Raw genomic sequence first — 26,609 nt, forward strand, 5'->3', positions numbered from 1 at the left:
CTCATGACCTCAACTTCTCGAACCGCCCGGTGCGGACCCGCATGCCGGGTGGTGTGGGAGGGGTTCGGCCGTCAATGGCCGGCCCCTATCCCGATGACTGTCAGGTTGAGCCGGGTGGCGGCGACTCAGTTCCCATGAAGCTGCTCCACCCTTTCCTGCTTTCTCTGCTCTCTCTGGCCCTGCCCGCCCTCGTGTCGGCCCAGACCTGCCCCGGCGTCACCGTGCAGAGCGGCGCCGCCGTACCGCGAGTCGTCGAGCTCTACACCTCCGAGGGCTGCTCCTCCTGCCCGCCGGCCGACCGCTGGCTGAGCTCGCTCAAGGGCCGGCCCGGCGTCATCGCCGCGGCCTTCCATGTCGACTACTGGAACGGCCTGGGCTGGCCGGACCGCTTCTCCAGCCCGGCCTACACCGAGCGCCAGAAGCAGGGCGTGGGCGTCAACGGCTCGCGCTATGCCTACACGCCGCAGATCGTCGTCAACGGGCGCGACTGGCGCGGCGCCAGTCTGCCGGCGCCGTCCAGCGAACCGGCCCGCGTGCGGCTGGCATGGACGCGCATGGCCAATGGCGAGCTGCACCTGAGCGCCGAGGCCCTCGCCGGCGCACCGGCGCACATCCAGGTCTGGTGGGCGCGTGTGGAGGACGGCCACCAGAGTCGCGTCCGCGCTGGCGAGAACCGTGGCGAGACGCTGAACCATGACAGCGTCGTGCGCGACTACGCGCGGCTGCCGGCCTGGGATGGCCGTGCGCCTGCGCAGTGGATGGTGCCCGTGAGCGCCGGTGAACCAGGCCATGCCAGCCGCTGGATTGCCGTGGCGACCGATGCGCGGGACGGGGCGGTGCTGCAGGCGGTGGAGATGGGCTGCTGAGGGCGTTGATGCGTCCAGTCGCAGAATGGTTCTGCGCGAAGCGCCCTGAAAGGAGAACCGCCATGCGATCTAACGTCGTTGCGTCCAGCCTTGCCCTCGGTGCGGCCTTCATGGCCGGAATCCTGGTGTCGCCGCAATTGCGCCAGCTTGTCCCCGAAGCGCATGCCGAAGCCGCGCCACTGTCGCCGATGATGATCGACCTGACGGCGCTCAACCATGAAGCGCTGCCGAGTACGGCCAGCCCGGAGCTGCGTGCGAAGACGCTGGTCGTCACCGACAACGCCACGGTCGGCATCCAGTCCGGCAACGTGCCTAAGCATATTCACAGGCACAGCGACGAAATCCAGTACATCGTCGAAGGCAGCGGCGCGATGTGGCTGGGCGGGGAGCGCAAGGACTTCAAGCCCGGCACCCTCATCATCATTCCGCGCGGCACGCCGCACGCCGGCACCCTGGTCACGGCCGGCCCGGTCAAGGCCATCGTGATCAAGATCCCGCCGCAGGCCAAGGACGACATCGTCCTGGTCGACTGATGGCCCTGCGGCCTCGGTCAGGCGATTCCCACCACCTTGTGCATCTGCACCGACAGCCGCCATTGCGGGTGCGTCATGCAGTAGTCCACCGCCGCCTGGGTGTGCTCGCGCTTGAGCACCGAGTCCATCGGCTGCAGGAAGAAGTGCTGGAAGTCCAGGTGGGCAAAGCGCTCCGGCTGTGCCAGCGGCTGCGGGTAGACGAGCTTCAACTCGTGTCCCGAGGTCAGCAGCAGCGGCGCGTCGGCCTTGGGGCTGACGCAGATCCAGTCCAGGCCCTTGGGCGCGGGCTGCGTGCCGTTGGTTTCGACGGCGACCTCGAAGCCGTGGGCGTGCAGCGCGTCGATCAGCGGTTCATCCAGCTGCAGCAGCGGCTCGCCGCCGGTGCAGACGACATACGGTTTTCCACCACCCGGCCAAGCCTTGGCGATCGTGTCGGCCAGCGCTTGCGCCGTCGCGAACTTGCCGCCGCCCTCGCCGTCGGTGCCGACGAAGTCCGTGTCGCAGAAATTGCAGACTGCGGTCGCGCGGTCCTGCTCGCGGCCGGTCCAGAGGTTGCAGCCGGCGAAGCGGCAGAACACGGCCGCGCGGCCGGCCTGGGCGCCCTCGCCCTGCAGCGTGTAGAACAGCTCTTTGACGGAATAGGTCATACGGGGATCAGTTCTTCGGAGTCGGCGCGGCTGACGATGGCGCCCGAGCCGCGCGTTTCGTACAGATCCACGCGGTCGATCTGCGGCAGCACGCCGCCGCCCTCGCGCAGCACCCAGGCGGCCAGGCTCGCCGCGTCGCCATCCGGCAAGTTGGCGATCTCGAACAGCGGGTGGTGGTCCAGCCGCTTGAAGATGGGGTTGAACAGGCGCTTCACGTCGCCGAAGTCCACGGTCCAGCCCATCACCTGGTCCAGCGGCGCGGCCAGGTGCAACCTCAATGTGAAGGTATGGCCGTGGATGCCGGCCAGCGGGTGGCCCGCGGGTGCGTGGCGCATGCGAACGGCGCTGTCCAGCGTCATCTCCTTCCAGATGCGGTAGCTCTGGCCGTTGAAGTTGGCGCCGCTGGAGCCGGTTTCGTAGACGGTCACCCAGCTCAGCTCGGGCAGCTCGGGCTTGAGCCTTTGCCACAACCAGGCCGAGATGTTCTCGCTGGTCGGGTTCTGCAGACCCGGGATGTCGTTCAGGCAGCGGTAGTTCAGCTCGAAATGCAGCGGCGCCCAGACCTCGTCGAGATGGTCGTAGTCGATGGACAGGTCGCGCTCGCCCAGGTCGGCGTTCGCATGCAGGATGACCTCGAAGCCATGGCCGTGCATGCGCCCGCATTGGTGGCCGGCGGGCACATGGGGCAGTTGGTGGGCGGCCTGGAAGCGGTAGCGGCGCCACACATGGGCGTGGCCGGCGCCATCGAGGTCGACGCCGCTGTGCGGGGTGCTCTGCACGCCGACCTGAGCGATGCCGGGCACGGCCAGGCGGCTGCGCACCCAGCGCGCCAGGTTTTCGTCGGTGGGCTCGGCGAGGTGGTCGTTCAGCAGCGCGTGGTCCAGCGGGGCGACGGTGTCGGCCATGCGCGCACGCAGCGCCTCCACCTCGCCGCCGGGGAAGGCGGCCCAGCCGGCCGGCAGCGCCGAGCGGACAGTGGCGAAATAGCTGTGGCCATGCAGGCCATGGCTGCGGTGCGAGGCGGGCAGGGCAGGGATGCGGCAGGCCGACTCGAAGCCGGCTGAGGCACAGTGCAACACGGAAAGGGACATGGCCCGATTGTCCCCTCGGCCTTCGATACCCGCTTGACTTGAAGTGGGCTTGAGCTTCTAGGCTCCCCAAAATGTTGACCTCCATGCCCGCTTCCACGGCCGACACCGCCCTCTTCGCCCCCGGCCGTCGTGCCGCCTGCGCGGGCGCCGTCGCGCTGATCTCCATGCTGGCCTTCGAGTCCATCGCCGTGGCCACCGCGATGCCGGCCGTGGCCACCGCACTGGACGGCCTGCCGCTCTATGCGTTGGCTTTCGGCGCGACGCTGGCGACCTCGGTGCTGGGCATGACGGCCGCGGGCCAGCTCTGCGACAGGCGCGGCCCCTACAGCGCCGCGCTCGCCGGGCTGGCGTCCTTCCTGGCCGGCCTGCTGCTGGCGGGCTTTGCGCCGTCCATGCCCTGGCTGGTGCTGGGCCGCGGCCTGCAGGGGCTGGGTAGCGGCGTGCTGGGCGTGACGCTGTATGTCGGCGTCGGCCAGGTCGTGCCCCAGCAGCTGCATCCCAAGCTGTTCGCGATGTTTGCGGGCGCCTGGGTGGTGCCCGGCCTCGTCGGTCCGGCGCTGGCCTCCTTCCTCGTGCAGGCCGTGAGCTGGCGCGCGGTCTTCCTGGCCGTTGCGGCAGCCGTGCCGGTGGCGGCCGCGGCCATGCTGCCCTCGCTGCGGCGCGTGGGCACGGGCAGCGGCGAGGCGCTGCGCTGGGGCGCGATGCGCTGGGCCCTGCTCGCCAGCCTGGGCGTGCTGATGCTGCATGCGGCCAGCCAGCGTGCCGGCGCCGGCGCGGCCCTGCTGTTCGTCGCCGGCCTCGCCCTGGCCGGCCTCGCCGCGCGCCCGCTGCTGCCGGCCGGCGCGCTGCGCGCCGCACGCGGCCTGCCCTCGGTCATCCTGCTGCGCGGGCTGATCGCGGCCACCTTCGCCAGCGCCGAGGCCTTCCTGCCGCTGCTCGTGACCCGGCGCTTCGGCTGGAGCCTGACCGAGGCCGGCATCGCGCTCAGCGCGGGCGCCGTGACCTGGAGCATCGGCAGCGCACTGCAGGCCCGCGTGAGCCGGGCCGAGCAGCGCCGCCTGCTGCTGCCCGGCGGCTTCGGGCTGACGGCACTGGGCCTGCTCGTCGTCATCGCGCCGCTGCTCGCCGCCCTGCCCTCGGGCCTGGTGCTGGCGGGCTGGTCCACCGTGGGCCTGGGCATCGGCCTGTCCTTCCCGATGTTGTCGGTGCTGCTGCTCAAGCTGTCGCCGCCGGAAAGCCAGGGCAGCAACACCTCGGCGCTGCAGCTCAGCGACGCGCTGACCAGCAGCGCCGCCCTGGCCGGCGCCGGCCTGTTGTTCGATCCCGCCACGGGCCAGGTCCTGCCGGTGTTGCTGATGGCGCTGGCGCTGGTGATCGTGGCGACCCTGGTCAGCCCAAGAGCGCAACGAGATTGAAGCCCCCGGCTCAGCGGGTACGCTGGGCCGCCCCCCGAGGAGGCGGCGATGCTTGCGGCGTTGAACCGCAAGCACATCGCCCACGCGGGCCGGCTTGGGGGGCGGCCCGGCGCTCGGCCCGGAATATCGCGGGAGGTGGACTGGCTCAGGCGCTGGCCGGCGGGCGCTGGTCGGTCGCGCGGCGGGCGCGGCGCGAGGCGGCCGAGCGCAGATGCGTCAGCGACTGCACGCGCTTGAGCAGTTCGCGGTCGCTCCAGGGCTTCTTGAAGATGCCGTAGACGCCCTCGATCTGGCCCACGCGGCCGTGCAGCTCGTCGTGGCCGGTGATGGCGATGACGGGCAGGTCCTCGGTCGCGAGGCTGCCGTGCACGTCGGCGATCAGCTCGAAGCCGTCCTTGTTGGGCATCTCCAGGTCGGTGATCAGCACGGCGATCTCGGGCTTTGCTTCCAGCTCGGCCAGGGCCTCGTTGCCGTCGTTGACCTGCAGCACGACGAAGCCGGCGCCTTCCAGCAGCCGCTTGAGCTTGGTGCGCACGACGGCCGAGTCGTCGGCCACCAGGATGGCGGGCGGACCCTCCGGGATGACCGGCGCGGGCTGCGGCGGCTGCATGGGCGACGGCGCCATGACGAAGGCGCTGGCCATGCTCGGGCCGGCATTGGGGTCGACCGGCAGCGGCGGCAGTTCGACGGGCGGCTGGGCCGCGCGCGGGGCCTGCGGTGGTACGGGTGGGCGCGGTGGCGGTGCGTAGTCGCGCGACGGCCGGTAGTCGTCACGCTTGAAGGCGGCGATGAGCACGATGATGGCCAGCGGCACTGCGATCAGCACCGGCATCAAGTACGCGCCCAACAACTCCTGCAACTCCTGAAGCATCTCCATCCCCGACGTGCAAACGCGGGCAGCCTAACACCCGTCACCGGGCCGCACCACCGAGGAATGCCGGGGCGTGCCTGCAGTTGAGGCGCAGGCCGGACAGTTCAGAAGGTCAGTACGAAACAAGCCCCGCCACCCGGCCGCTTGGCGTGCCGCACCGTGCCTCCCAGGCCGTGCACCAACTGGCGCACGACGGCCAGGCCCACGCCGCTGCCGCCTTCGCGGGTCGTGAAGAAGGGCGTGAAGATGCGCGCCTCCAGCCCCGGCGGCACGCCCGGGCCGTTGTCGGCCACCGTCAGCCGCAGCCGCGCGCCGCGGCTCAGGCGGGCCTCGATGCGCAGCGCCGGCGCCGGCCGCCCGGTGCAGGCCTGCAGTGCGTTCTGGGCGAGGTTGATGAGCACCTGTTCCAGCTGGCCGGCGTCGGTGCGCAGGGCCAGGCTGGCGGGCTCGACGTCGATGTCCACCGTGCCGCCCGCCGCGCCCCAGGCCGGCGCGACGAGGCGCTGCACGGCCTGCAGCAGCGGCAGCAGCGGCGTGTCGGCCAGCGTCGGCGCGGGCGGCTGGCTGACGCTGCGGTAGCGCTCGACGAAGCCCTGCAGATGGGCCGCGCGCCGCGCCAGCGCGGCCAGCGCCGCCTGCAGCTCCGCAGGCTCGCCGGCCTCCAGCAGGGCCGGCGCGCTGGCGGCCAGCGAGGCGATGGGCGTCAGCGAATTCATGATCTCGTGGGTCAGCACCTGCACCAGCTGGCGCCAGGCCACCAGGGTCTCGGTTTCCAGCTCCGACTCGATGGGCGCCAGCGCCGCGAGCCGCCAGGCCTGGCCCTGCACGGTCAGCGCCGACACGGCCAGCACGGCGCGCTCCTGGCCGTGCTCGGTGGGCAGCGTGACGATGCGCCGGCCCGGCCCGGCGTCCAGCAGCGCGAGCAGGCTGGCAGGCTCCACCGCGCGGCCCGGCGCGATCAGGCGGCGTGCCGCGGCGTTGAGGGGCAAGGGTGCCTGCCCGGCAACGAGGCGCCACAGCGCCAGCGGCGCGTGCTCCAGCGCGGCGTCCAGGTCGGGCCGCGGCGCGGGCAGCGGGTCGGGTGGCAGCGGTTCGCGCGGCCGGGCCAGGCGTGCCAAGGCTGTCCAGCCGAGGGCGGCCGAGGCCAGGGCCGCCAGCGCGCAGGCGACCAGGGCGCGCGGCGAACCCAGCGTGGCGACGCCGGCCGCGGCACTGGCCGCCAGCGCGACCGAGGCCAAAGCGACGCGGGTGCGGTCATGGCCGGCGGCATGCAGGCCGCCGGCCCTTCGACCGGCGTCAGACAAGCCGTCGCGGCTTGTCTTCGGTCCGGTCTCAAAGACCATGCTTGTCCAGCCGCCGGTACAGCGCCGCGCGGCTCAGGCCCAGCAGCCTGGCGGCCTGGCTGATATTGCCGTCGGCCTGGGCCAGCGCTTGCTGCACGGCCTCGCGCTCGCGCTGGGCCAGGTCCAGCCCCGCTTCGGCGGGCGGGTTCGGCACCGCCGTCGTCAGACCGAAGTCCTCCCAGCCGAGCACCGGCCCGCGCGCCAGCAGCATCGCGCGCTCGCAGGCCTGGCGCAGCTCGCGCACATTGCCGGGCCAGCGGTAGGCGCACAGCCGCGCCAGCGCATCGGCGCCCAGCTCGACGGGGCGCGCCCTGGCGAACTGGGCGAGGTAGTGGCGCAGCAGCAGCGCGATGTCCTGGGCGCCGCGCTCGCGCAGCGGCGGCACGCGCAGCACCACGGTGTTGAGGCGGTAGAGCAGGTCGGGCCGGAAGCGCCGCGGGTCGAAGAGCTCGGCCTCGGGTGCATTGGTGGCGGCCAGCACGCGCACGTCCACGGCCACGGGCCTGTCGCTGCCCAGCGGCGTCACCTCGCGGCGCTCCAGCGCGGCCAGCAGCTTGGCCTGGCTGCCCAGCGGCAGGTTGCCGATCTCGTCGAGGAACAGCGTGCCGCCGGCCGCCGCGACGAAGCGCCCCGGGCGCGACTCGCGTGCATCCGTGAAGCTGCCGCGGCGGTGGCCGAACAGCTCGCTCTCGACGAGGGCTTCGGGCAGCGAACCCATGTCCACGGCCAGCAGCGGCCCGGTCGCGCGCCGTGATGCACGATGCAGCGCGCGCGCCACCAGCTCCTTGCCGACGCCGTTCTCGCCGAGGATGAGCACGCTGGCCTCGCTGACGCCGACCTGGGCGATCTGCGCACGCAGCGACTGCATTGCGGCCGACTCGCCCAGCAGCTCGCCCGCGGCGGGCGCCGGCGCGCGGCGCGCCAGCGCGGCCTGCGCGCAGGCGACGAGGCGCTCGTTGGTCCAGGGCTTGGTGATGAAGTCCACCGCGCCGCCCTTGAGCGCCTGCACGGCCAGCTCGACCTCGGCATAGGCCGTCATGACGACGACGGTCGGCGCATCGCGGCGTGCCATCACCTCGCGCAGCAACGCCAGGCCCGCCGCGCCGTCGCTGGCGCCGGGCGCGAAGTTCATGTCCAGCAGCAGCACGTCGGGTGCCATCTCGTCGAGTGCGGCGGCCAGCTCGCGCGGCTGATGGCGCACGCTCACGGCGCCGAGCTTGCGCAGCGCCAGCCGCGCGGCCAGGGCCACGTCGGGGTCGTCGTCGAGGATCAGGATGCCGCTCATCAGAGGGCGCGACTCTAAGCGGCCGTTGTCCGCCCCGGCAAGGCGGTGTCCGGAAGCGGACAGTCCGGCTGTCCGCAAGTGGACACTGGCCGCCGCGTCTCCCAGGGAGACGGGCATGGCCCGGCTCTTGCACCAAGCCTGGCCCATGAACCTGCTCCTCTCCTCCACCGCCTGGCGCGGCGCCTGGCGGCAGCTGCGCGGCGAGCCCGGACCCGCCGCCCTCGTCGTCCTCGGCCTGGCCCTGGGCCTGGCGCTCGCCCTGCTGGCCGCGGCCATGGTCCGCGACAAGCTCTGGGCCGACGCCGGCCTGCCGGAGATCGACCGCATGCTCACCTTCGAGTGGCGCGTGCGCGGCCCCGGTGGCATCACGACCGAATGGTTTCCCGACGTGCCGGCCACGCCGCTGGCCGCGGGGCTGCGCGAGGCCGGCGCGCCGCTGGGCCCGATGACGCGGGCACTGAACGTGCCGCTGCCGGCCCGCGCCACTGATGCCGCCGGCACGCAGCGCCATGCGCGGCTGTGGACGCTGCTGGCCGACCCCGACATCCGCGAGCTGTTCGCGCTCAAGGCCCTGTCCGGCGACCTGGCCGCCGCCATGGCCAGCCCCGAGGGCATCGCGCTGACCGAGGCCGGCGCGATGAAGCTGTTCGGCACGACCCAGGTCATCGGCCGCCAGCTGACGGCGGCCGTCGCGATGTACGGCGAAGCCGAGCCGCGCAAGGTCGACGTGACGCTGACCGTGCTGGCCCTTATCCCCACGCCCAACCCGCATGCGGCGCTGGAGGCCTATGACGCGCTGACCGGCTTCAACGCGCCGGCGGCCAAGGCCTTCGTCGAGCAGGAGAGCAGCTGGGCCCTGGGCGCCGGCCACCTGTATGCGCGCCTGCAGCCCGGCGCTCGGGCCGAGGACATGGGCGCGCTGGCCCAGCAGCTGCTGGACCGCCAGCCCATCCCGCCGGGCCTGCCGGCCGACTTCCTGAAGGGTGGCGGCAAGTTCGCCTACCTGCGCGCGATGCCGATGCGCGATCGTCCGCTGCAGGGCGCCGGCAGCCCGCTGCGCTTGCTGCAGATGGGCGCCCTCGGCGCCGCCGCGGCCAGCGTGCTGGCCATGGCCGTCATCAACTTCATCAACCTGTGGAGCGTGCGCACGCTCAGGCGCCAGCGCGAGATCGGGCTGCGCAAGTCGCTGGGCGCAGGCGCAGCGGCCCTGGCCGCGCAGTTCTTCGTCGAGGCCTGGGTCGTCGCGCTGCTGGCCGGCGCGCTGGGCCTGCTGCTGGCCTGGTGGGCCACGCCGGTCGTCGCCTCGCTGATGGCGCACGAGTTCAACGCGGCCGTGCTGGCCCCGGCCGGCCTCGCGCTGGTGCTGGGCCTGTCCGTCGTCGTCGCGGCCAGCAGCGCCCTGCCGCTGGCGCTGATTGCCCAGCGCGTGCAGCCGGCCGCGTCCCTGGCCGGGCGCAGCCACAGCGAGGGCGCCGCCGGCCGCTGGCTGCGCCGCGGCCTGACCCTGCTGCAGTTCGGTGCGGCCGCGCTGTTCACGGCGATGACGGCCGTCGTGCTGTGGCAGAACCACCATGCCGGCGCGCTGCAGCGGGGCTTCGCGGTGCAGGACCGCCTGGCCTTCGACCTGCCCTGGGAGATCCAGCCGGCGCAGCTGCGCACGCTGCTGGCGCGCATCAAGTCCTGGCCCGAGGTCGAGGCTGCGGCGGCCAGCAGCGACGTGCCGGGGCGCGACTTCGCGTCCTACTACTCCGAGTTCAAGGGCGTGTCGGGCCAGCCCGTCAACCTGCGCACCAGCCTGGAGTTCACGCCCGGCTGGCTGCAGGTCTACGGCGTGCGCGTGCTGGCCGGGCGCCTGTCGCCCGACCACGCGGCCGAGGCCGACGCCGTCGTGCTGGATCGCAGTGCCGCGCAGGCTCTGGGCTTCAGCCCGCCCGAGAGCGCCGTCGGCCGCACGCTGGGCACGAACTCGCAGTACTACGGCGGCAAGCCCGCGACGGTGGCCGCCGTCATCGCCGACATCCGGCTCGAGGACACGCGCAGCGCCCACGTGCCCAATGTGCTGCGCCCGCGCAGCGAGATGCGCGGCGGCGTCATCAGCCTGCACAGCCGCGACCCGGCCGCCACGCGCGCGAAGCTGGCCGCGCTGCTGCGCGAGGTGCTGCCCGAGGAGTCGCCCCAGGTGCTGAGCGTGGCCGACCAGCAGGCCCGCAGGATCGCGGAGGACGTTCGCCTGGGCCGCCTCGTCGCCGTCGTCGGCGCGCTGGCCCTGTTCATGTCGGCCCTGGGCATCTATGCGCTGGCGGCCCACACGCTGCGCCGCCGCGAACGCGAGATCGTGCTGCGCAAGCTGCATGGCGCCGGCCATGGCGCGGTGGCGCGGCTGCTGGCGCGCGAGTTCGGCCTCGTCGTCGGCCTGGCCTGCGTTATCGCGCTGCCGCTGGCCGGCTGGCTGGCCGAGGCCTATCTGGGCCAGTTCGTCGAGCGCGCCGACATGGGCCCCTTCGGCCTCGGGCCGCTGGCGATTGCGGCAGCAGCCCTGGTCGCCGTCACGGTGCTGGCCGTGCTGAGACATCTGTTCGCGGCCTTCGCGCTGCGGCCTGCCCAGGCTTTACAGGGATGAGCACTGTCCTGTCGGCCACCAGTGGCGCGCGCATGGACCGCGCGTTGCCGCCGCGGCGCGCGTCCTGGGTCTGGCGCGCGCTGGCCGCCGCTGCCGTGGCCGGCCTGGCCTTCCTGGCCTGGCAGAGGCTGCCGCGCGGCCTGCCGGTGGCGCTGGGGGATGTGGACATCGCTGCCGCACGCCGGGGCGTGTTCGACGACGTGCTCGTCACGCGCGCCAGCGTGCAGCCCCTGCACACCGTGCTGCTGGATGCCGCCGAGAACGGTCGCGTCGAGCAGGTGCTGGTGAAGGATGGCGCCCAGGTCGAGGCCGGCCAGCTGCTCTTCGTGCTGAACAGCAGCCAGCGTGCGCAGGAGCTGATGCAGCGCTCCAGCGAAGCCGCCCAGCAGCTCGCCAATCTCGCCACCTTCCGCGCCGCCTTCGTCGCGGCCCAGGCCCAGCAGCGCCGCGAGCTGACCCAGGGCCGCTTCGAGGAGGAGCGGGCGCGCCGCGCCCACGAGCGCAACCTGGCGCTGGCGGCCACCGGCTTCGTGTCGCCGGCCGCGCTGGAGGAGTCTGCCGACCGGCTGGCCCAGGCGCAGCGCCTGCTGGCCCAGCTGCGGGCCGATGGCGATGCCGAGCTTGCCACGCGCGGGCAGTCGGTGCGCGCGATGGAGCGCGCCGTGGCCGAGCTGGAGCGTGGCCTCGCGGCGCTGCGCGCCGCCAGCGACGGCCTGGCCGTGCGCGCGCCGGTGGCCGGCCGGCTGACCGGCTTCGCGCTGCAGCTCGGCGAGAGCGTGCAGGCCGGCACGCGCATCGCGCGCATCGACAGCAGCGGCCGCTTCAAGCTGACGACGCGCATCGACGAATTCCACCTCGACCGCGTCCATGAAGGCCTGCGTGGCACGCTGGAGCGTGACGGCCGCGAGTTCGCGCTGAGCGTGTCGCGCATCGACCCCCAGGTCAGCGACGGCCGCTTCAGTGTCGAGCTGAGCTTCGACGGCGCCGGCCCCGCCGACCTGCAGGCCGGCCAGGGCCTGGACGCCCGGCTGACGCTGGGCCGGCCCGGCCCCGCCCTGCTGCTGCAGGACAGCGGCTTCACGGCCGACACCGGCGGCGCCTGGGCCTTCGTGCTCGACGCCGACGGCCGCCATGCCGGGCGCCGCGAGCTCAAGCTCGGCCGCCGCGCCGCCGGCGTCGTCGAGGTGCTCGGCGGCCTGCAGCCTGGCGAGCGCGCTGTCGTGTCCAGCTACCGGCCCTTCCTCAACGCCACTTCCTTGAGACTGCAAGACTGACCATGTTCAAGCTCCGCCACCTGACCAAGACCTTCCGCACCGGTGACATCGAGACCACGGCGCTGGACCGCCTGGACCTCGACATCGAGGCCGGCGAATACCTCGCCATCACCGGCCCCTCGGGCTGCGGCAAGTCCACGCTGCTGGGCATCCTCGGCCTGCTGGACGCGCCCTCTGGCGGCGAATACTGGTTCGACGGCCAGGATGTGGCCGGCTGGAGCGAGAAGCGGCTCAACACGCTGCGCCGCGGCCGCATCGGCTTCGTGTTCCAGAGCTTCAACCTTATCGACGACCTCAGCGTGGCCGAGAACATCGCGCTGGCGCTGGAATACGGTGAGCTGCCGGCCCGCGCCCGCCGCGAGCGCGTCGCCGAGGTCATGGAGCGCCTGGGCCTCGCCCACCGCGCCGGCCACCGGCCCAGCCAGCTCAGCGGCGGCCAGCAGCAGCGGGTGGCCATCGCCCGCGCCATCGCCGCGCGCCCGGCCCTGCTGCTGGCCGACGAGCCCACCGGCAACCTCGACAGCGCCCACGGCGCCGAGGTCATGCGCATCCTGCGCGAGCTCAATGCCGAGGGCACGACCCTGGTCATGGTCACCCACTCGCCCGAGCATGCGGCCCAGGCTTCGCGCACGCTGCGGCTGCTGGACGGGCGGGTGGTGGTGGACGCGATGGCGGCCTGAAGCCGCAGCACGTTTGTCGGGGCGAGCGTGTCGTAGTCGGCACCGCCGCCCCTGCCGAAAGCCCTGCCGGACCGGAGCTGCCACATCCGGCCCTTAGCATTCCGGCCCATGCACCCCCTAATTCGTGGCCTTGCGGGCCTGGCCCTCGCGTTCGGGCTGGTCGCAGCCCGCGCGGGTGGCAGTCCGCTGGAGGTGCAGTTCCGCAGCGTGACGGTGCCGCTGAACTCGGTGCCGACGGTGGCGCAGGACCGTGCCGGCTTCATCTGGGTCGCGACGGCCCGGGGCCTGACCCGCTACGACGGCTACCGGCTGCGGCCCATCGAGCTGGCCCGGGAGGCCCCGTCGCAGCGCAGCCTGGGCTGGGTGCGCGCGCTGGCGCCCGGCGCCGACGGGCGCATGTGGATAGGCACGGAAATCCTCGGCCTGGCCGCCTACGACCCCGAGCAGGACCGTGTCGAAACCTTCGGCAGCCCGGCCGGCGGAGGCGGCCCGCATTCGCCGATCCGGGCGCTGGCGACCGCGGCCGACGGCGCCGTCTGGGTCGGCACCGTCGGCCAGGGCCTGTACCGCTGGCTGCCGGCCTCCAAGCGTTTCGAGGCCCAGGCGCTGGACGTCGACGGCAGGCCCGAGCAGCGCGTGCTGGCGCTGCAGATCGGCGCCGACGGCACTGTCTGGGCCGGCCACTGGCAGGGCCTTTCGCGGCTGCGCCCGGGTGGGCGCTGGGAGGCGCTGGCGCTGCCCGCCGAGGGCGGCCTGCCGGCCAGCGCGACCGTGCTGGCCCTGGCCGAGGGCCGCGGCGGCCGGGTCTGGCTGGGCACGCAGGACGGGCGGCTGGGCGTCGTGGAGGGCGAGCGCGTGCGCTGGCTGCAGGCCCTGGGCACGCCGGTGCAGGCGCTGGCCGAGGCGGTCGACGGCCGGCTGTGGGTGGGCACCAAGACCGGCCTGCTGTGGGTGAACCCGTCGGACGGCGCCGTCGAGGCGCGGCTGACCCACGACCCGCGCCGCGTGATGGGCCTGGCCGGCAACGACATCAGCCGCCTGCTGCGCGACCACAGCGGCGCGATGTGGGTCAGCGGCTACGGCCTGGGCCTGCAGCGCCACCTCTTCCACCCGGCGCTGGCCGTGCGCGGCCCCGACCTCGAGCCCGGCAGCCCGCTGGCCGATGCCGACGTGCGCGCCGTGCTGACGCTGCGCCAGGGCGGGCATGCGGGCGAAGTGCTGGGCGCGACCCAGCACGGCCAGGTGGTGCGCCTGGATGGCCGGCGCGAGCTGCAGACGCTGGGCGTGTTCCCGCGCGAGCGCGGCACGGTCGTCGAGATCATGACCGAGGCCGGCGACGGCAGCCTGTGGATGGCCGCGGCCGGTCGGCTGGAGCACCGTGCGGCCTCGGGCCGGCTGCTGCGCGACTGGGCGCTGGACGGCGGGCGGGCGCAGCGCCTGCTGGTTCGCACCGGCGGCGAGGTCTGGGTCGGCACGCAGGAGGGCCTGTACCGGCTGGCCGGCCCCGAGGCCGCTGCGCTGGAGCGGGTCGGGCTGGCCGACGGCCGGCCGCTGCACGGCGGCATCCATGCCCTCGTCGAGGCGCCCGGCAGCGAACTGTGGCTGGGCGGCCAGCAGGGCTTCTTCCGCGTGCGCGCCGGCCAGGGCCGGCCCGAGGCCGTGCCGCAGGCACCCGGCGAGGCGCTGGCCAGCCCCATCGTCGTCGGCCTGTTGTGGGGGCGCGACGGCAGCCTGTGGGTGGACACGGCCGTCGGCGGCCTGCACCGGCTGCGCGGCTGGGACGCCGAGGGCCGCGCGCGCTTCGAGCGCGTCAGCGAGCGCCTGGGCCTGGAGGGCTCCTTCGGCGGCAACCTGCACGAGGACGGCCAGGGCCGCATCTGGAGCCAGATCAATGTCTACGACCCGCGCAGTGGGCGGGTCGACAGCTTCGGCAGCGCCGAGGGTGCGAGCTTCGGCAGCTACTGGTTCTTCGCCAGCACCGAGCTGCCCGGCGGCGGCCTGTTGTTCGGCGGCAGCCGCGGCCTGCTGCGCGTGCTGCCCGAGGCCTTCGCGGCGGCGCCGGCCAGCCCGCCGCTGGTCATCAGCGCGCTGCGCGTCAACGGCCAGCCCTACAGCCCGGCGGCGCTGCACCCGGGCCTGAGGCTGCCGGCCGGCACCCGCAGCCTGGGCGTGGAGTTCGCCGCGCTGGACTTCGCCGACCCCGCGCGGCTGCGCTACCAGTACCGCCTCGTCGGCCTGGACAACGACTGGACCAGCGCGGACGCCAGCGCCCGCAACCCCAGCTTCGGCCCGCTCAGGCCCGGCCGTTATACGCTGCAGGTCAGGGCCACGGCCCACCAGACCCTGTGGGGCGCCGGCCAGCTGCAGCTGCCCGTCGAGCTGCTGCCGGCCTGGTGGGAGACGGCCTGGGCGCGCGCCGCCGGCGTGCTGCTGGCGCTGGCCGCGATCTGGGCCTGGATGCGCTGGCGCACGCGCTCGCTGCGCCTGCGCGAGGCCGAGCTGCGCGCGCTGGTGGACGAGCGCACCGCCGAGCTGCGCGAGCTGAGCCTGACCGACGCCCTCACCGGCCTGCGCAACCGCCGCTATCTGGAGCTGCGCCTGGACGACGACCTGCGCCTGTGCCTGCGCCGCTTCGAGCAGCCCGGCTACGAGGGCACGGGCGACGGCCCCGGCCCCGCTGCCGACCTGCTGCTGATGCTGCTGGACCTGGACCACTTCAAGCGCATCAACGACGAGCACGGCCACGCGGCCGGCGACGCCGTGCTGGTGCAGCTGGCCGACCGGCTGCGCAGCGTCTTCCGTGACACCGACTCGCTGGTGCGCTGGGGCGGCGAGGAGATCCTCGTGCTGGTGCGCGAGACCGAGCGCCGCGACGCCGCCGAGCTGGCCGCGCGCGTCTGCGCCGCGGTGCGCGACCGGCCCTTCGACATCGGCCCCGGCGCGAGCGTGAAGGTCAGCGTGTCCATCGGCTTCAGCGCCTTCCCGCTGGACCCGCGCCAGCCGCGTCTGTGGGACTGGCGCGCCTGCCTGGGCCTGGCCGACTCGGCGCTCTACGCCGCCAAGGCCCAGGGCCGCGACGGCTATGTGGGCGCCGTCAGCGCCCGGGGTCTGAGCCCGCGCGAGGCGCCCGGGGGCCCGGACGGCTGGCTGCGCGAAACCCGGCTGGACGTCGTGCGCAGCACCGTCGGCGACGGCGCGCTCAGCCCGGCCTGAACAGCGTTTTCAGCGCCGCCGGCAGCTCGGCCCGCCAGGCGGCCTCGTTGTGGCCGGCCTCGGGCGCGACATGCAGGCTCAGCCGCGCGGGCGGCAACTGCCTGGCCAGCAGCGCGTGCATGCGTTCGGCCAGGGGCAGCATGCTGCCGCCCTCGCGGCCGCCGGCGTAGAGGTGCACTTGCGTATCGGCCGGCAGCCTGGCCGCGGCCGTGGCGTCGAACAGCTGTGGCGCGGCCCAGTAGGACGGGCTGAACAGACCGTAGCGGCCGAACACCCCGCCATGCCAGAGCAGGGCCGCGTGGCTGATGAGGCCGCCCAGCGAGCTGCCGATCAGCGCCGTGTGCTCGCGCCCGGGCCGGGTGCGCCAGCCGGCGTCGATGAAGGGCTTGACCGTCCGCGCGATGAAGTCCAGGTAGGCCGGGCCCTCGGCCCTGCCGAGCTCGGCATGGTCGTAGGGCGCCATCTCGGTGTTGCGATGCGGGCCGCCGTTGTCGATGCCGACGACGAGGGCCTCGAAGCCGGATTCCTGCGCGAGCGCGGCGCAGGTCTCGTCCACGCCCCATTCGCCGGCATAGCTGGTCGCCGTGTCGAACAGGTTCTGGCCGTCGTGCATGTAGACGACCGGGTAGCGCCGCTGCGGCTCGCGCTCATAGCTGGGCGGCAGGCACAGGCGCAGCGTGCGGCTGCGGCCCAGGCCCGGCATGGGCAGCGGCTCGGGCAGCACGCGCACGTTCGGCAGGGCCGTGGAGCCGGCCGCCAGCGCGGGCCAGGGGAGCAGGGGCAGGGTCAGCAGCAGGCGGCGTTGCATGGTGGCGTGCGGAGCACTCTTTGCGTGGAGCTGCCCACCCTATCCGAACCTCTGGTGCCCTGCTGCTCGTCACCCGCGCCCCTGCGCGCAGCGCTGCCGATCCACCGGCTGACGTGCCGAGAGCAAATCCCGGCGCGAATCCGGCTTGACCCTCTGTCTCCGCCCGGCGCCGTGGTGACACACTCCGCCCCCATCGCAAGGATGGGAGGCAGGCGTGTCACAGACCCCGCAGGCGACCCTGCAGACGGACGGGCCATTCCAGCTGACGCGCCGGCGCGTCATCGGCAGCGGCGCGGCGGCGGCCACGCTGCTGGTGCACGAGCTGGCGCTGGCCTTCAAGCCGCCGGCCCTCAAGCTGCCCGGCGCCCGCCCGCAGCCCGAGGGCACGCCGACCCAGCCGCACATGCCGCCGGGTGCGCCCGACTGGTCAGCCGGGCCGGGCAAGGCGCGCTTTCGCATCGACGGCCTGGCCAAGGTCACGGGCCAGAAGATCTATGCGCGCGACTTCCGCGCCGCCGACATGCCGGGCTGGCCGCGCGCCGAGCGCGTCGCGATGATCCTGCGCGCCACGCGGCCCGGCCTCGCGTTCGCCGGCCTGGACCTGGCTCGCCTGGCCGAGGCCGGGGCCGAGCCGCTGCTGACGATCACGCAGACGCCGCTGGCCGGCTTCCCCTGGCCGCAGCGCGACCTGGCCTCGCTGAACCTGAGCCTGCCCTTCTCCACCGAGGGCGCCGACGGCGTCAGGCAACTGCTGGTGCCGGTGGGCGCGGCGCCGCAGTTCCGCGGCCAGGCCGTGGCCATCCTGGTCTTCGCCGACGCCAATGCCTGCCGCCGCGCCAGGCGCGCGCTGCAGTTCGAGCCCGGCGTCGTGAAGACGGGGGCGCCGCCACCGCCGCCGCCCCAGGCCAAGGCCTACAGCCCGGTCAACTACCTGACGCGCTACGAGGCCGCGGGCGTCGCGCCCTTCTCGCAGGTGCAGCTGGGCTGCGAGTCCGACCCCTTCGCGCCGGACTCCAAGGCTCAGCCCTACAACAGCACCGCCAGGGCGCTGCGCGAGCGCATTGATGCGACGCTGGCCACGCCCGACCCCGCCGTGTTGCAGCTCGGCGGCAGTTACAGCACCCAGGTGCTGGACCCGATGTTCATGGAGCCCGAGGCCGGCCTGGCCTGGCTGGACGGCGCCGGCAGCGGCACGCTGCACCTCGTGCTCGGCACCCAGGCCACCAACGGCGACGCGGGCGACAGCCTGGCAATGTTCGGCAGCGGCTGCCCCATCCAGGCCAAGACCGTGGTGCTGAACTCCTGCTACCCCGGTGGCGGCTTCGGCGGGCGCGACGTGTCCACCTTCCCGCCGCTGCTGGCCGTTACGGCCGCGCTGGCGGACGGCCCGGTGCGCATCGCCCAGGACCGCTATGAGCAGTTCCAGAGCGGGCTCAAGCAGCTCGCCAGCCACATCGGCCAGCGCATCGCGGTGGACCGCAGGAGCGGCCGCTTCCTCGCCTTCGGCAGCCAGCAGGTACTGCCCTCGGGCGGCCAGAACAACTACAGCCAGTTCGTCGCGATGCTGGCCGCCTACTGCGGCCTCAGCGGCTACGACATCCGCCAGGCCTATGTCGACGCCATCGCCCAGCCCAGCACCGGCGTCGTGGCCGGCTCCATGCGCGGCTTCGGCGGGCCGCAGGCCAGCTTCGCCGTCGAGACCCTGGTGGACGAGGTGGCCGTGGCGTTGCAGCGCGACCCGATCGCGCTGCGCGAGATCAATGCGCTGCGCGAGGGCGACCGCACCATCACCGGCGCGCCGCTGACCCAGGCGATGACGCTGCGCGAGATCTGCCGCCGCGCGCGCGAGCAGCCGCTGTGGCGCGAGCGCGAGGCGGTCAAGGCGCGCAAGGCCCGCGAGGGCGTGCGCTACGGCGTCGGCTTTGCGCTCGCCAACCAGGCCTATGGCACCGGCAAGGACGGCGTGATGGCCGAGGTGTCGCTGGACGCCACCGGGCGCCTGACCGTGCGCAGCAACTGCGTGGACATGGGCAACGGCTCGGCGACGACGTTGGCCATCTCCACCGCCGGCTGGCTGGGCCGCAACGCCCACGACATCGTCATGGGCGACGTCGGCAGCTTCAACGCGCTGGACGTGAGCACCTACAAGGGCGGCGACTGGAGCAAGCCGGACTGGACCGCCGGCTTCGCGATGTCCAGCAGCGCCTGCCTGACGGCCTTCCACCAGGTCCATGTGACGGAGCAGGCCAGCCGCGTGCTGTTCGAGACCGGCCTGCTGCCGGCCGCCGCCGCGATCTGGGGCGTGCCGCTGGCGCAGTTGCAGGGCAGGACGCGCTGGGAGGCCGGCCGGCTCGTCGCCCCGGGCCTGGCGCCGCTGCCGCTGCACGTGCTGGCCGCCAAGGTCCACCAGGCCGGGCTGACGGGCGCGGCCATGGTGCATGGGCTGTACGAGGGTGCCTGGGTGTCGGCCACCTACGACCTGCCCGCCGGCCCGCCGCTGCTGCTGCCCATTGACGGGCTGTCGCTGCGCGCTGGCGGCCAGGCGGCGTGGAAGCCCTTGCTGCGCCAGGACGTCATCCCGCCCAACCCCGCGGCCGGGCTCTACGGCCGCAGCCTGTACGCGCCGTCGGGCGTGCTGGTGGCCGTAGAGATCGGGCCCGGGAGTTTTGAGCCGCGGGTCGTTGCCGTGGAGCTGATGGTCGATGCCGGCAAGGTGCTGCAGCCCGACCTGCTGATGGGCCAGGCCCAGGGTGGCGTCGCGATGGGCATCGGCTATGCGCTGCTGGAGAACCTGCCGCTGGAGGCGGGCGGCGCGGGCGACGGGCGCTGGAACCTGGACCGCTATCACGTCGCGCTGAGCGCAGACGTGCCGTTGGGGCGGCTGAACATCACGACGTTGCCGAGTGAGGAGCCGACGGCGAAGGGGATAGCGGAAGCGGTGCTGTGCCCGATTGCGCCGGCGATCGGGAATGCGATTGCGCATGCGACGGGGAAGAGGTTTCGGAGTCTGCCGATCACTGCGGCGGATATCGGGAGGGCTTTGGCATGAGCGCCATTCAGGCCGGGCCCCGCCGGGGCGAACTCCCGGCACCACTCCTCGCATCAAACCAAAGGCGCCAAGCCATGACCGACCTCGTCCCCGTCCAATTCCACGTCAACGGCACCCCCGTCGACACCCAAGTCCCCACCGATCTCCCCCTGATCGACTTCCTCCGCGAGGAACTCGGCCTTTCCGGCACCCGCCTGTGCTGCGGCATCGGCGTCTGCAAGGCCTGCACCGTGAGCGCGCGCCGGCAGCCGGGCAGCCAGGCGCAACCGATGCTCGCCTGCTCCACGCCCGTCGCGCTGCTGCAGGGCCAGTCCATCACCACCGTCGAAGGCACCGGCAGCATGGCGCAACCGAGCAAGGTCCAGCAGGCCTTCCTGGACCACTTCGCCTTCCAGTGCGGCTACTGCACACCCGGCTTCGTCATGGCCACCGAGATGCTGCTCGGCCGGCTGCGCGCCAAGCCGATCAGGCGCGAGCAGCTCGACGCCGCCATCGAAGAAGCGGTGGGCCAGCACATCTGCCGCTGCACCGGCTACGCCCGCTACCACCAGGCGATTCGCGCCGTCGTGCTGGCGGAGAAAGGGCTGGTGGTCGCATGAGACGAGCCCTGCTGCTGCTGGCGCTGTGCGGCGCAGCCCACGCCGAGACCCTGTTCGACTACGGCCGCCAATGCGCCGAGCAGGTCAGCGAGATCCCGGCCTTCAACTGCATGGCCGGCCAGGAGATCCCCATCACCGTCGATGGCCGGCCGGTGCCGGCCGACACCGCGCCCCAGCGCTGCGACCGCCCCTCGCTGCTGCCCCAGGCCGACGCGCAAAGCCAATGCGTGCCCGGCAGCCGGGCCCTGGTGCTGCGCGACGACAAGACCGCGCAGATCAGCGCCATCTGTCGCAAGCAGCTCGCCCGGCCGGCCGGCAGCCTGCTGTTCGACGAGATCAACGTCATCTCCCACAGCTTGAAGACCGGCAAGACCTGCTGGTTCACGGCCAAGGCCGCGCCGCCGCTCACCGCCGCCAGCGGCATCGACGGCCGCTGGGTGCCGTCGCCCAGCAGGCTGACGCGCAAGGCCGAGGCCGCCAGCCCCGACGGCGTCAAGGCCCTGCCGGCCGACAAGGTCTGGCAGACGCCCCATCAGGTCGCGTGGAGCCAGCCCGCCTGCGTGAACTGCCACGACAGCGGGCCCTTCATGTATTCGCCCTATATCGCGCAGACCACCCAACTGCCCGGCGACCCCTTCGGCTTCTACGAGCCCAAGGCCATCGGCGAAGACTTCAAGAAGGCCTGGGCCAGGCTCAAGGCCTTCGGCATCACGACGCGCGGCAACAGCTGCACGGCCTGCCACCGCATGGGCAATATGAACTCCTGCCAGGTCGCGATGCAGCAGTCCACCGGCAATGCGCCTCAGCAGGGCGGCGACGAGTGGTCCAGGCGCTTCCCGCAATCGCACTGGATGAGCCCGGGCAATCTGCATAGCAAGGCGCAGTGGGACGAGCAGTTCAACGAGAGCCTGAAGCGGCTGGCGGCCTGCTGCGAGGACCCACAGGGGGCGGGGTGCATGATGGTGGAATACGGACCCAAATCGCAGAAGCGATTGACCAGGGAGAGGTAGCAATGGACTGGCTTACGTTCATAAGCAAGATCATTGAAGCGCTGGCATGGCCGGCCACGCTGATTGCACTGCTCTGGATGGTCCGCAAGGAGTTGCCTCAGATTGCCAGCTCCCTGCGAAAGCTGAAGTACAAGGATGTCGAACTTGAGTTCGGGGAAGCGACGAAGCAGTTGGCCGCCGAGGTCAAAGAAGTCGTCCCTCAGGACGCACCGAAGCTAGATCTGAAGATCGGTCTAGCTACTCGGTCAGATGCGCAAGAGAGACTGACGACGCTGGCGGGACTGGCGCCTCGAGCTGCAATCCTGGAAGCTTGGTTGTTGGTGGAGTCCGCCGCGGCGGATGCCATCCAAAGAACTGGTTTGGGTAGCGCACCTGCAGTGCCAGGGCCTCAACACCTGATGCAAAGATTGCAGAAAGGTGGCCTGTTGCGACCGCGGCAGCTAGGAATATTCGAAAAGCTCAGACGGCTGAGAAATGAAGCCGTGCATTCGGCAGATGCGAATTTCGCCCAAGGCGCAGTGCTGAGCTACATCGAATCGGCTGTGACGATGGCTGCATATTTGGAAGAGCTGGGCGATTGAGACATCAACTCAGGCCGCCCTCACAAACCTCATCAACCGCCCCCGGTAGTCCGGCCTCCCCGCCTCCGCACTCAGCAGCGTCTCGCTGAACTCGAACCCCAACCCCGCCATCCGCTTGCAGAACGCCCCTCTATTGCCGCGGTTCGGGTCCACGATCAGCAGCTCGCAGCGTGGCAACGCGTGCTTCTCGATGAAGGCCGCCAGCGCGCCGCCGTCGTCGCGCTCATAGAGCACGTCGCTGCCGATGATGAGGTCGAAGCGGCCCTGCACGCGTGGCGTTCCGCTGCCGGGCAGCGCGGCGTCCTCGCCCCAGTCGCCGTGGCAGTAGCGCATCGGCGCGAGCTCGTTCAGGCGCAGGTTCTCCAGCAGAAAGGCGCCGGCCAGCGGGTGGATGTCGCTGGCCGTGACTTCGGCGCCGCGGCGGTGGCAGACCAGGCTGGCCAGGGCCAGGCCGCAGCCGATCTCCAGGATGCGCTCGCCCTCGGGCAGGGGCCGCACGGCCATCGCGGCGGCCAGGTGCAGGCCCGAGGGCCAGACCTGGCCGAACAGCGGCCATTGCGCGGACGAGATGCCCAGCGCCGCGGCGGCGCCCGCCGGGTCGGCGAACTGCTGGTGGTCGAGCAGGGAGCGGATCTGAAGGTCCGCCGCGCCGCCGATGGCGAGGGTCTGGACCTTGACGTCGTAGCCGGGCATGGGCCCCTTTCGGATGACCTGCGTGATGAATCGCGATGCGACACGGGGAGGTCAGCGCCGCTGCGGTTCACAGCGGCCGGGCGACAGGCCGGCGGGGCAAGACGGGGAAGGCTGCGCAGCGCGCAGCCCCGGGGCAGTGTAGGCGGCTCAGCTCATCAGGCTGTAGGGCCCGCCGCGCTGCAGCGCGCGCTGGTAGGCCGGCCGCGCATGGATGCGCTCCAGGAAGGCCTTGATCTTCGGGTAGCCGTCCATCGCCCCGCCGCGCGCCGCGGCGGCCTCCAGCGGGAAGCTCATCTGCACGTCGGCCGCCGAGAAATCGGCGCCGGCGAGCCAGGGCCGTGCGGCCAGTTCGCTCTCCAGGAACTGCAGCTGCGCGTCGATGTTGGGCTGCACGAAGCTGGAAAGCACCTTGTCGGCGATGCCCTTGGCGATGGGCTTGACGAAGAAGGGCATGGGCGCGCGCTTGATCTTGTTGAAGACCAGCTTCATCAGCAGCGGCGGCATCGCCGAGCCCTCGGCGAAGTGCATGTAATAGCGGTAGTGCAGCAGGTCCTGCTCGTTCGTGGGCTTGAGCCGGCCCTGGCCGTACTTGTCCACCAGGTACTCCAGGATGGCGCCGCTCTCGGCCACCGTCAGCGCGCCGTCCGTGATGACGGGGCTCTTGCCCAGCGGGTGCACGCGCTTCAGCTCGGGCGGCGCCAGCGAGGTCTTGGCATCGCGCTGGTAGTGTTTGATCTCGTAGGGCAGGTCGAGCTCTTCGAGCAGCCACAGCACGCGCTGCGAGCGCGAGTTGTTCAGGTGATGGACGGTGATCATGCGGCGCAGTGTAGGCAGGCGCTACGCCGCCAGCCGGGCCAGCTCGGCGCGCTGCCAGTCGAACTCGGGCTGGAAGGACTCGCGCTGCTGCACGGCGCCGTAGCCACCCCCGCCGTAGACGGCGGCATAGGCCGCGTATTCGGCGGCGCGCAGCGCCCGGCCGGCCAGCGCGTTGGCGACCGCATAGGAGGCCGACACGGCCGCATGGCCCACGCCGTCCAGCGAGCGCGAGCCCGGGTGGTGGTTGGCCAGCCGCGCGGCTTCGGCCGCTGCCGCGTCCAGTTCCTCGCGTGACGCGTGGCCGGCGACAAAGCGGGCCAGCACGTCGAGGCAGGCGACGACGGCCGGGTCTTCGAGCAGGTGGTGAACGCGCTGCGCGCAGGCCAGGCCGAAACGCAGCCGCAGGCCCTCGCGCGCTGGCGTATCCAGGGACAGTTCGCGGGCCAGGCGGTCGAGGGCGTCGTCCATACCGGCCCGTTCCGGGCTTATGCGGCCTGGGCGCTGGCGGCGTCCTCGTCCGGCGCCAGCAGGCGGCCGAACAGCAGCTTCACCAGCAGCATGCCCACCCCGGCGCCGGCCACCAGCGCGGCGTGCAGCAGCCAGAACTTGGAACCCGGCAGCACCTCCAGCAGCCCGGCCAGCCAGCCGACGAACATATTGCCGAGGAAGAGGTGCAGGTAGTAGATGCCGATCATCACGCCCTGCAGGCCGCGCGGCGCGGCGCGCGAGTACAGCGCCAGGCCCACCGGCAGGATGTTGGCGAAGCCGATGTCGTTGACCAACGTGTAGGCGAAGGTCCACAGGATGCTGATCTTGGCGCCGCCGGCCTCGATGGACAGGGCCGGGATCAGCAGCAGCGCGGGCGCACCGGCCGCGAGGAAGCAGCCCAGCGCGATCTTCGCGACCTCGTCGGGCTCGCGGCGGCGCGTGGCCCACCAGCGCCAGAAGGCGATGGAGCCCAGCATCGTGATGAAGCTGACCGTCGCGTCCACGGCCTGCAGCCAGGTCACCGGCACCTCGAAGCCGCCGACCGACATGTCCATGAACTTCTGCGACCACAGCGGGTAGGCGTTGTTGAACTGCTGGTTGCCGACGATGGACAGCATCAGCAGCGGCAGGATGGCCACGAGCAGCACCACCTGCAGCACACCGCGGCGGCCCAGCGGAGGCTGCACTTCGGCCTCGGCCTTGGCCGCCTTGCGCGGTGCCTCGGGCGGCAGGTAGCGCCGCCCGCCCAGGTAGACGAACAGGCCGAGCAGCATGCCCACGCCGGCGGCGCCGAAGCCCCAGTGCCAGGCCACCTTCTCGCCCAGCGTGCCGCAGACGATGGGCGCGGCAATGACGGCGATCTGCACGGCCAGCATGAAGATCTGGAAGGCGCTGGCGCGGCGCTTGTCGCCCGGCGCGTAGAGGTCGCCCACCTGGGCGGCGATATTGCCCTTGAAGCAGCCCACGCCCAGCAGCAGGCAGCCGAGGGCCGGCAGCAGCGCGGCCTCGAAGGCCATCAGGAAGTGGCCCAGCGCCATCAGCAGCGCGCCCAGCACGACGGTGCGCGTGCGGCCCAGCACGCGGTCGGCCAGCAGGCCGCCGAAGATGGGCGTGAGGTAGACGAAGCCGGTGTACAGGCCGAACACGGCCGAGGCCAGCTGCAGCGTCGAGCGCGGGCCGGTCACGCTCTCGATGGCCGCGCGCAGCGTGCCGATGCCGGCCACGTTGCCGATGTGATCGGGCAGGAACAGGTAGTTGCCCAGATAGAGCACCAGCAGGGCCTGCATGCCGTAGTAGCTGAAGCGCTCCCACAGCTCGCAAAAGGACAGCCAGCCGAGGCCGGCGGGGTGGCCGAGGAAGGCGCGGTCGTGGCGGGCGCGCGTGTCGCTTGTGGCGTCGGCGCGGCCCGCGGTCAGGGTGGCGGAGGTCAAGGCAATCCCGGTGAGGTTGGCAAAAGCTGCGACTGTCCCCGCGTCCGGCCCGGCTGGCAATGCGCAGTCGCCCGCGCGTGACTCTGGTCATGGGTGTTGTGCCGGCTTGCGCGCCGCCGGCGTCGAAGCTGGGCGCATGAGGCCTGCCGGGCAGCCACGGGTGTGGCGCCGGTTCAACGCCGGGGCCGCGCGAGGGGCCCGGTGGGGGGCATTTCTCGTCATGGCCGGCCCGCACAATCCGCCGCATGGCCTCCACCCCTCGCATCCTCGTCACCGGCGGCAGCGGCTATATCGCCGGCGTGCTGATCCGCCAGTTGCTGGCCGCGGGCTGGCAGGTCAACACCACCGTGCGCGACCTGCAGCGCGAGCCGGCCCTGCGTCAGCTGCTCGGCGCCCAGCGCGGCGCAAAAAAGGATCAGCTGCGCTGCTTCGCCGCGGATCTGATGCTTGACGCCGGCTGGGCCGAGGCCGCAGCCGGCTGCAGCCATCTGGCGCATCTCGCCTCGCCGCTGCCGGCCGGCGTGCCGCGCGATGCCAACGAGCTCATCGTGCCGGCCCGCGATGGCGCGCTGCGGGCGTTGAAGGCCGCTCGCGATGCCGGCGCGCGGCGCGTCGTGATGACCTCCTCCGTCGCGGCGATCTCCTATGGCCACGGCCCGGGCGAGCATCGCTTCACCGAGGCCGACTGGACCGACCTCGACACGCCCGGCATCCCGCCCTATGTGCAGTCCAAGACCGTGGCCGAGCGCGGCGCGCGCGACTGGGTGGCGCGCGAGGGTGGCGGGTTGGAGTTCTGCACCGTGAACCCCTCCGTCGTGCTCGGGCCCGTGGCCAGCGCGGATTACTCGGCCAGCGTCGTCATCGTGCAGAGTCTGCTGCAAGGGCGCCTGCCGGCCCTGCCCAACATCGGCTTCGGCATCGTCGACGTGCGTGACGTGGCCGAGCTGCACTGGCGCGCATTGACGGCACCCGGCATGGCCGACGAGCGCTTCATCGCCTGCGGCGGTTTCCTGTGGCTGCGCGAGATCGCCGCCATTCTGCGCGCCGAACTGGGCGATCAGGCCCGCAAGGTGCCGACGCTGACGCTGCCGGACTGGAGCGTGAGGCTGCTGGCCAGGTTCAGCCCGCTGGTGCGCAATGCGGCGAGCGAGCTGGGCACGATGCGGCACCAGGATTCAGGCCATGCGCGGGATGTGCTGGGCTGGGTGCCGAGGGCGCCGAGGGAGGCGATCCTGGCGTCGGCGAAGGACTTGATGGCGCTGGGCGTGCTGGCGCGCTGAGGCACGGAGGGCCGCG

At 72.6% G+C, this 26,609-nt stretch carries 22 protein-coding genes; 12 read left to right on the forward strand and 10 right to left on the reverse strand.

All coding sequences use genetic code 11. The features are described from left to right. Positions 1–134 precede the first annotated feature (134 nt). Positions 135–866, forward strand: coding sequence for a DUF1223 domain-containing protein (locus EV671_RS07705; RefSeq protein WP_165917499.1), 732 nt, complete (start codon positions 135–137; stop codon positions 864–866). 110 nt (positions 867–976) lie between these two features. Further along, positions 977–1,399 (forward strand): cupin domain-containing protein, encoded by a 423-nt coding sequence (locus EV671_RS07710; protein WP_243655633.1) that lies wholly within the window; start codon positions 977–979, stop codon positions 1,397–1,399. Between the two features lie 17 nt (positions 1,400–1,416). Here EV671_RS07710 and queE read toward each other — a convergent pair whose 3' ends face one another. Then, positions 1,417–2,046 carry a 7-carboxy-7-deazaguanine synthase gene (gene queE / locus EV671_RS07715; RefSeq protein WP_132570728.1) on the reverse strand — a complete coding sequence of 210 codons (630 nt, stop codon included), beginning with the start codon at positions 2,044–2,046 and terminating at the stop codon, positions 1,417–1,419. Next, entirely contained in the window at positions 2,043–3,137 is a 1,095-nt protein-coding gene (locus EV671_RS07720; protein ID WP_132570729.1) for a 6-carboxytetrahydropterin synthase, read from the reverse strand. The genes queE and EV671_RS07720 overlap by 4 nt, the downstream gene beginning before the upstream one ends. A gap of 83 nt (positions 3,138–3,220) precedes the next feature. On the opposite strand from EV671_RS07720, the gene EV671_RS07725 reads away from it, so the two are divergent. After that, positions 3,221–4,552 carry an MFS transporter gene (locus EV671_RS07725; protein ID WP_165917500.1) on the forward strand — a complete coding sequence of 444 codons (1,332 nt, stop codon included), beginning with the start codon at positions 3,221–3,223 and terminating at the stop codon, positions 4,550–4,552. A 145-nt stretch (positions 4,553–4,697) separates the two neighbouring features. Here the strand turns inward: EV671_RS07725 and EV671_RS07730 are convergent, their stop codons facing one another. From EV671_RS07730 to EV671_RS07740, 3 genes are all read right to left on the reverse strand, one after another. Next, positions 4,698–5,429, reverse strand: a complete 732-nt coding sequence (locus EV671_RS07730) for a response regulator (RefSeq protein WP_132570731.1) — start codon at positions 5,427–5,429, stop codon at positions 4,698–4,700. 98 nt (positions 5,430–5,527) lie between these two features. Then, entirely contained in the window at positions 5,528–6,727 is a 1,200-nt protein-coding gene (locus EV671_RS07735) for a sensor histidine kinase (RefSeq protein WP_243655634.1), read from the reverse strand. Between the two features lie 28 nt (positions 6,728–6,755). Beyond that, positions 6,756–8,051 (reverse strand): sigma-54-dependent transcriptional regulator, encoded by a 1,296-nt coding sequence (locus EV671_RS07740; RefSeq protein ID WP_132570733.1) that lies wholly within the window; start codon positions 8,049–8,051, stop codon positions 6,756–6,758. 145 nt (positions 8,052–8,196) lie between these two features. On the opposite strand from EV671_RS07740, the gene EV671_RS07745 reads away from it, so the two are divergent. The 4 genes from EV671_RS07745 to EV671_RS07760 all read left to right on the forward strand — a co-directional run bounded on the left by EV671_RS07745 (position 8,197) and on the right by EV671_RS07760 (position 15,838). Further along, positions 8,197–10,671, forward strand: coding sequence for an FtsX-like permease family protein (locus EV671_RS07745; RefSeq protein ID WP_132570734.1), 2,475 nt, complete (start codon positions 8,197–8,199; stop codon positions 10,669–10,671). Then, positions 10,668–11,945: an efflux RND transporter periplasmic adaptor subunit gene (locus EV671_RS07750; RefSeq protein WP_132570735.1), complete on the forward strand. Its 1,278-nt coding sequence runs from the start codon at positions 10,668–10,670 to the stop codon at positions 11,943–11,945. Before EV671_RS07745 ends, EV671_RS07750 begins: the two co-directional genes overlap by 4 nt. A 2-nt stretch (positions 11,946–11,947) precedes the next feature. Next, positions 11,948–12,625 carry an ABC transporter ATP-binding protein gene (locus EV671_RS07755; RefSeq protein WP_132570736.1) on the forward strand — a complete coding sequence of 226 codons (678 nt, stop codon included), beginning with the start codon at positions 11,948–11,950 and terminating at the stop codon, positions 12,623–12,625. 108 nt (positions 12,626–12,733) lie between these two features. Continuing rightward, on the forward strand, positions 12,734–15,838 hold the full coding sequence (locus tag EV671_RS07760) for a ligand-binding sensor domain-containing diguanylate cyclase (RefSeq protein WP_132570737.1): 3,105 nt from the start codon (positions 12,734–12,736) through the stop codon (positions 15,836–15,838). On the opposite strand, the gene EV671_RS07765 is transcribed toward EV671_RS07760, so the two are convergent. Next, positions 15,825–16,646 carry an alpha/beta hydrolase gene (locus EV671_RS07765; protein WP_132570738.1) on the reverse strand — a complete coding sequence of 274 codons (822 nt, stop codon included), beginning with the start codon at positions 16,644–16,646 and terminating at the stop codon, positions 15,825–15,827. The two genes, EV671_RS07760 and EV671_RS07765, sit on opposite strands and share 14 nt — an antisense overlap. Positions 16,647–16,860: 214 nt before the next feature. Between EV671_RS07765 and EV671_RS07770 the strand changes: the two genes are divergently transcribed. The 4 genes from EV671_RS07770 (at position 16,861) to EV671_RS07785 (ending at position 21,885) form a co-directional block, all read left to right on the forward strand. Next, on the forward strand, positions 16,861–19,695 hold the full coding sequence (locus EV671_RS07770) for a xanthine dehydrogenase family protein molybdopterin-binding subunit (RefSeq protein WP_132570739.1): 2,835 nt from the start codon (positions 16,861–16,863) through the stop codon (positions 19,693–19,695). A 74-nt stretch (positions 19,696–19,769) separates the two neighbouring features. Then, a complete protein-coding gene (locus EV671_RS07775; protein WP_132570740.1) occupies positions 19,770–20,294 on the forward strand; it encodes a (2Fe-2S)-binding protein in 525 nt (174 codons plus the stop codon). Continuing rightward, positions 20,291–21,304, forward strand: a complete 1,014-nt coding sequence (locus EV671_RS07780; RefSeq protein WP_132570741.1) for a hypothetical protein — start codon at positions 20,291–20,293, stop codon at positions 21,302–21,304. The genes EV671_RS07775 and EV671_RS07780 overlap by 4 nt, the downstream gene beginning before the upstream one ends. Before the next feature lie 2 nt (positions 21,305–21,306). After that, on the forward strand, positions 21,307–21,885 hold the full coding sequence (locus EV671_RS07785) for a hypothetical protein (RefSeq protein WP_132570742.1): 579 nt from the start codon (positions 21,307–21,309) through the stop codon (positions 21,883–21,885). A 9-nt stretch (positions 21,886–21,894) separates the two neighbouring features. Here EV671_RS07785 and EV671_RS07790 read toward each other — a convergent pair whose 3' ends face one another. From EV671_RS07790 to EV671_RS07805, 4 genes are all read right to left on the reverse strand, one after another. Next, on the reverse strand, positions 21,895–22,578 hold the full coding sequence (locus EV671_RS07790) for a class I SAM-dependent methyltransferase (protein ID WP_132570743.1): 684 nt from the start codon (positions 22,576–22,578) through the stop codon (positions 21,895–21,897). Between the two features lie 147 nt (positions 22,579–22,725). Beyond that, a complete protein-coding gene (locus EV671_RS07795) occupies positions 22,726–23,394 on the reverse strand; it encodes a glutathione S-transferase family protein (RefSeq protein ID WP_132570744.1) in 669 nt (222 codons plus the stop codon). A gap of 21 nt (positions 23,395–23,415) precedes the next feature. Continuing rightward, positions 23,416–23,862, reverse strand: a complete 447-nt coding sequence (locus tag EV671_RS07800; RefSeq protein ID WP_132570745.1) for a hypothetical protein — start codon at positions 23,860–23,862, stop codon at positions 23,416–23,418. A gap of 17 nt (positions 23,863–23,879) precedes the next feature. After that, the gene (locus EV671_RS07805) at positions 23,880–25,313 is read right to left on the reverse strand and encodes a peptide MFS transporter (RefSeq protein WP_132570746.1); all 1,434 of its coding nucleotides are present in this window, start codon (positions 25,311–25,313) and stop codon (positions 23,880–23,882) included. Between the two features lie 245 nt (positions 25,314–25,558). Between EV671_RS07805 and EV671_RS07810 the strand changes: the two genes are divergently transcribed. After that, positions 25,559–26,593, forward strand: coding sequence for an NAD-dependent epimerase/dehydratase family protein (locus EV671_RS07810; protein WP_132570747.1), 1,035 nt, complete (start codon positions 25,559–25,561; stop codon positions 26,591–26,593). The last annotated feature ends 16 nt before the right edge of the window (positions 26,594–26,609 follow it).

Source organism: Roseateles saccharophilus (assembly GCF_004342485.1).
GTDB classification, from domain to species: domain Bacteria; phylum Pseudomonadota; class Gammaproteobacteria; order Burkholderiales; family Burkholderiaceae_C; genus Pelomonas; species Pelomonas saccharophila.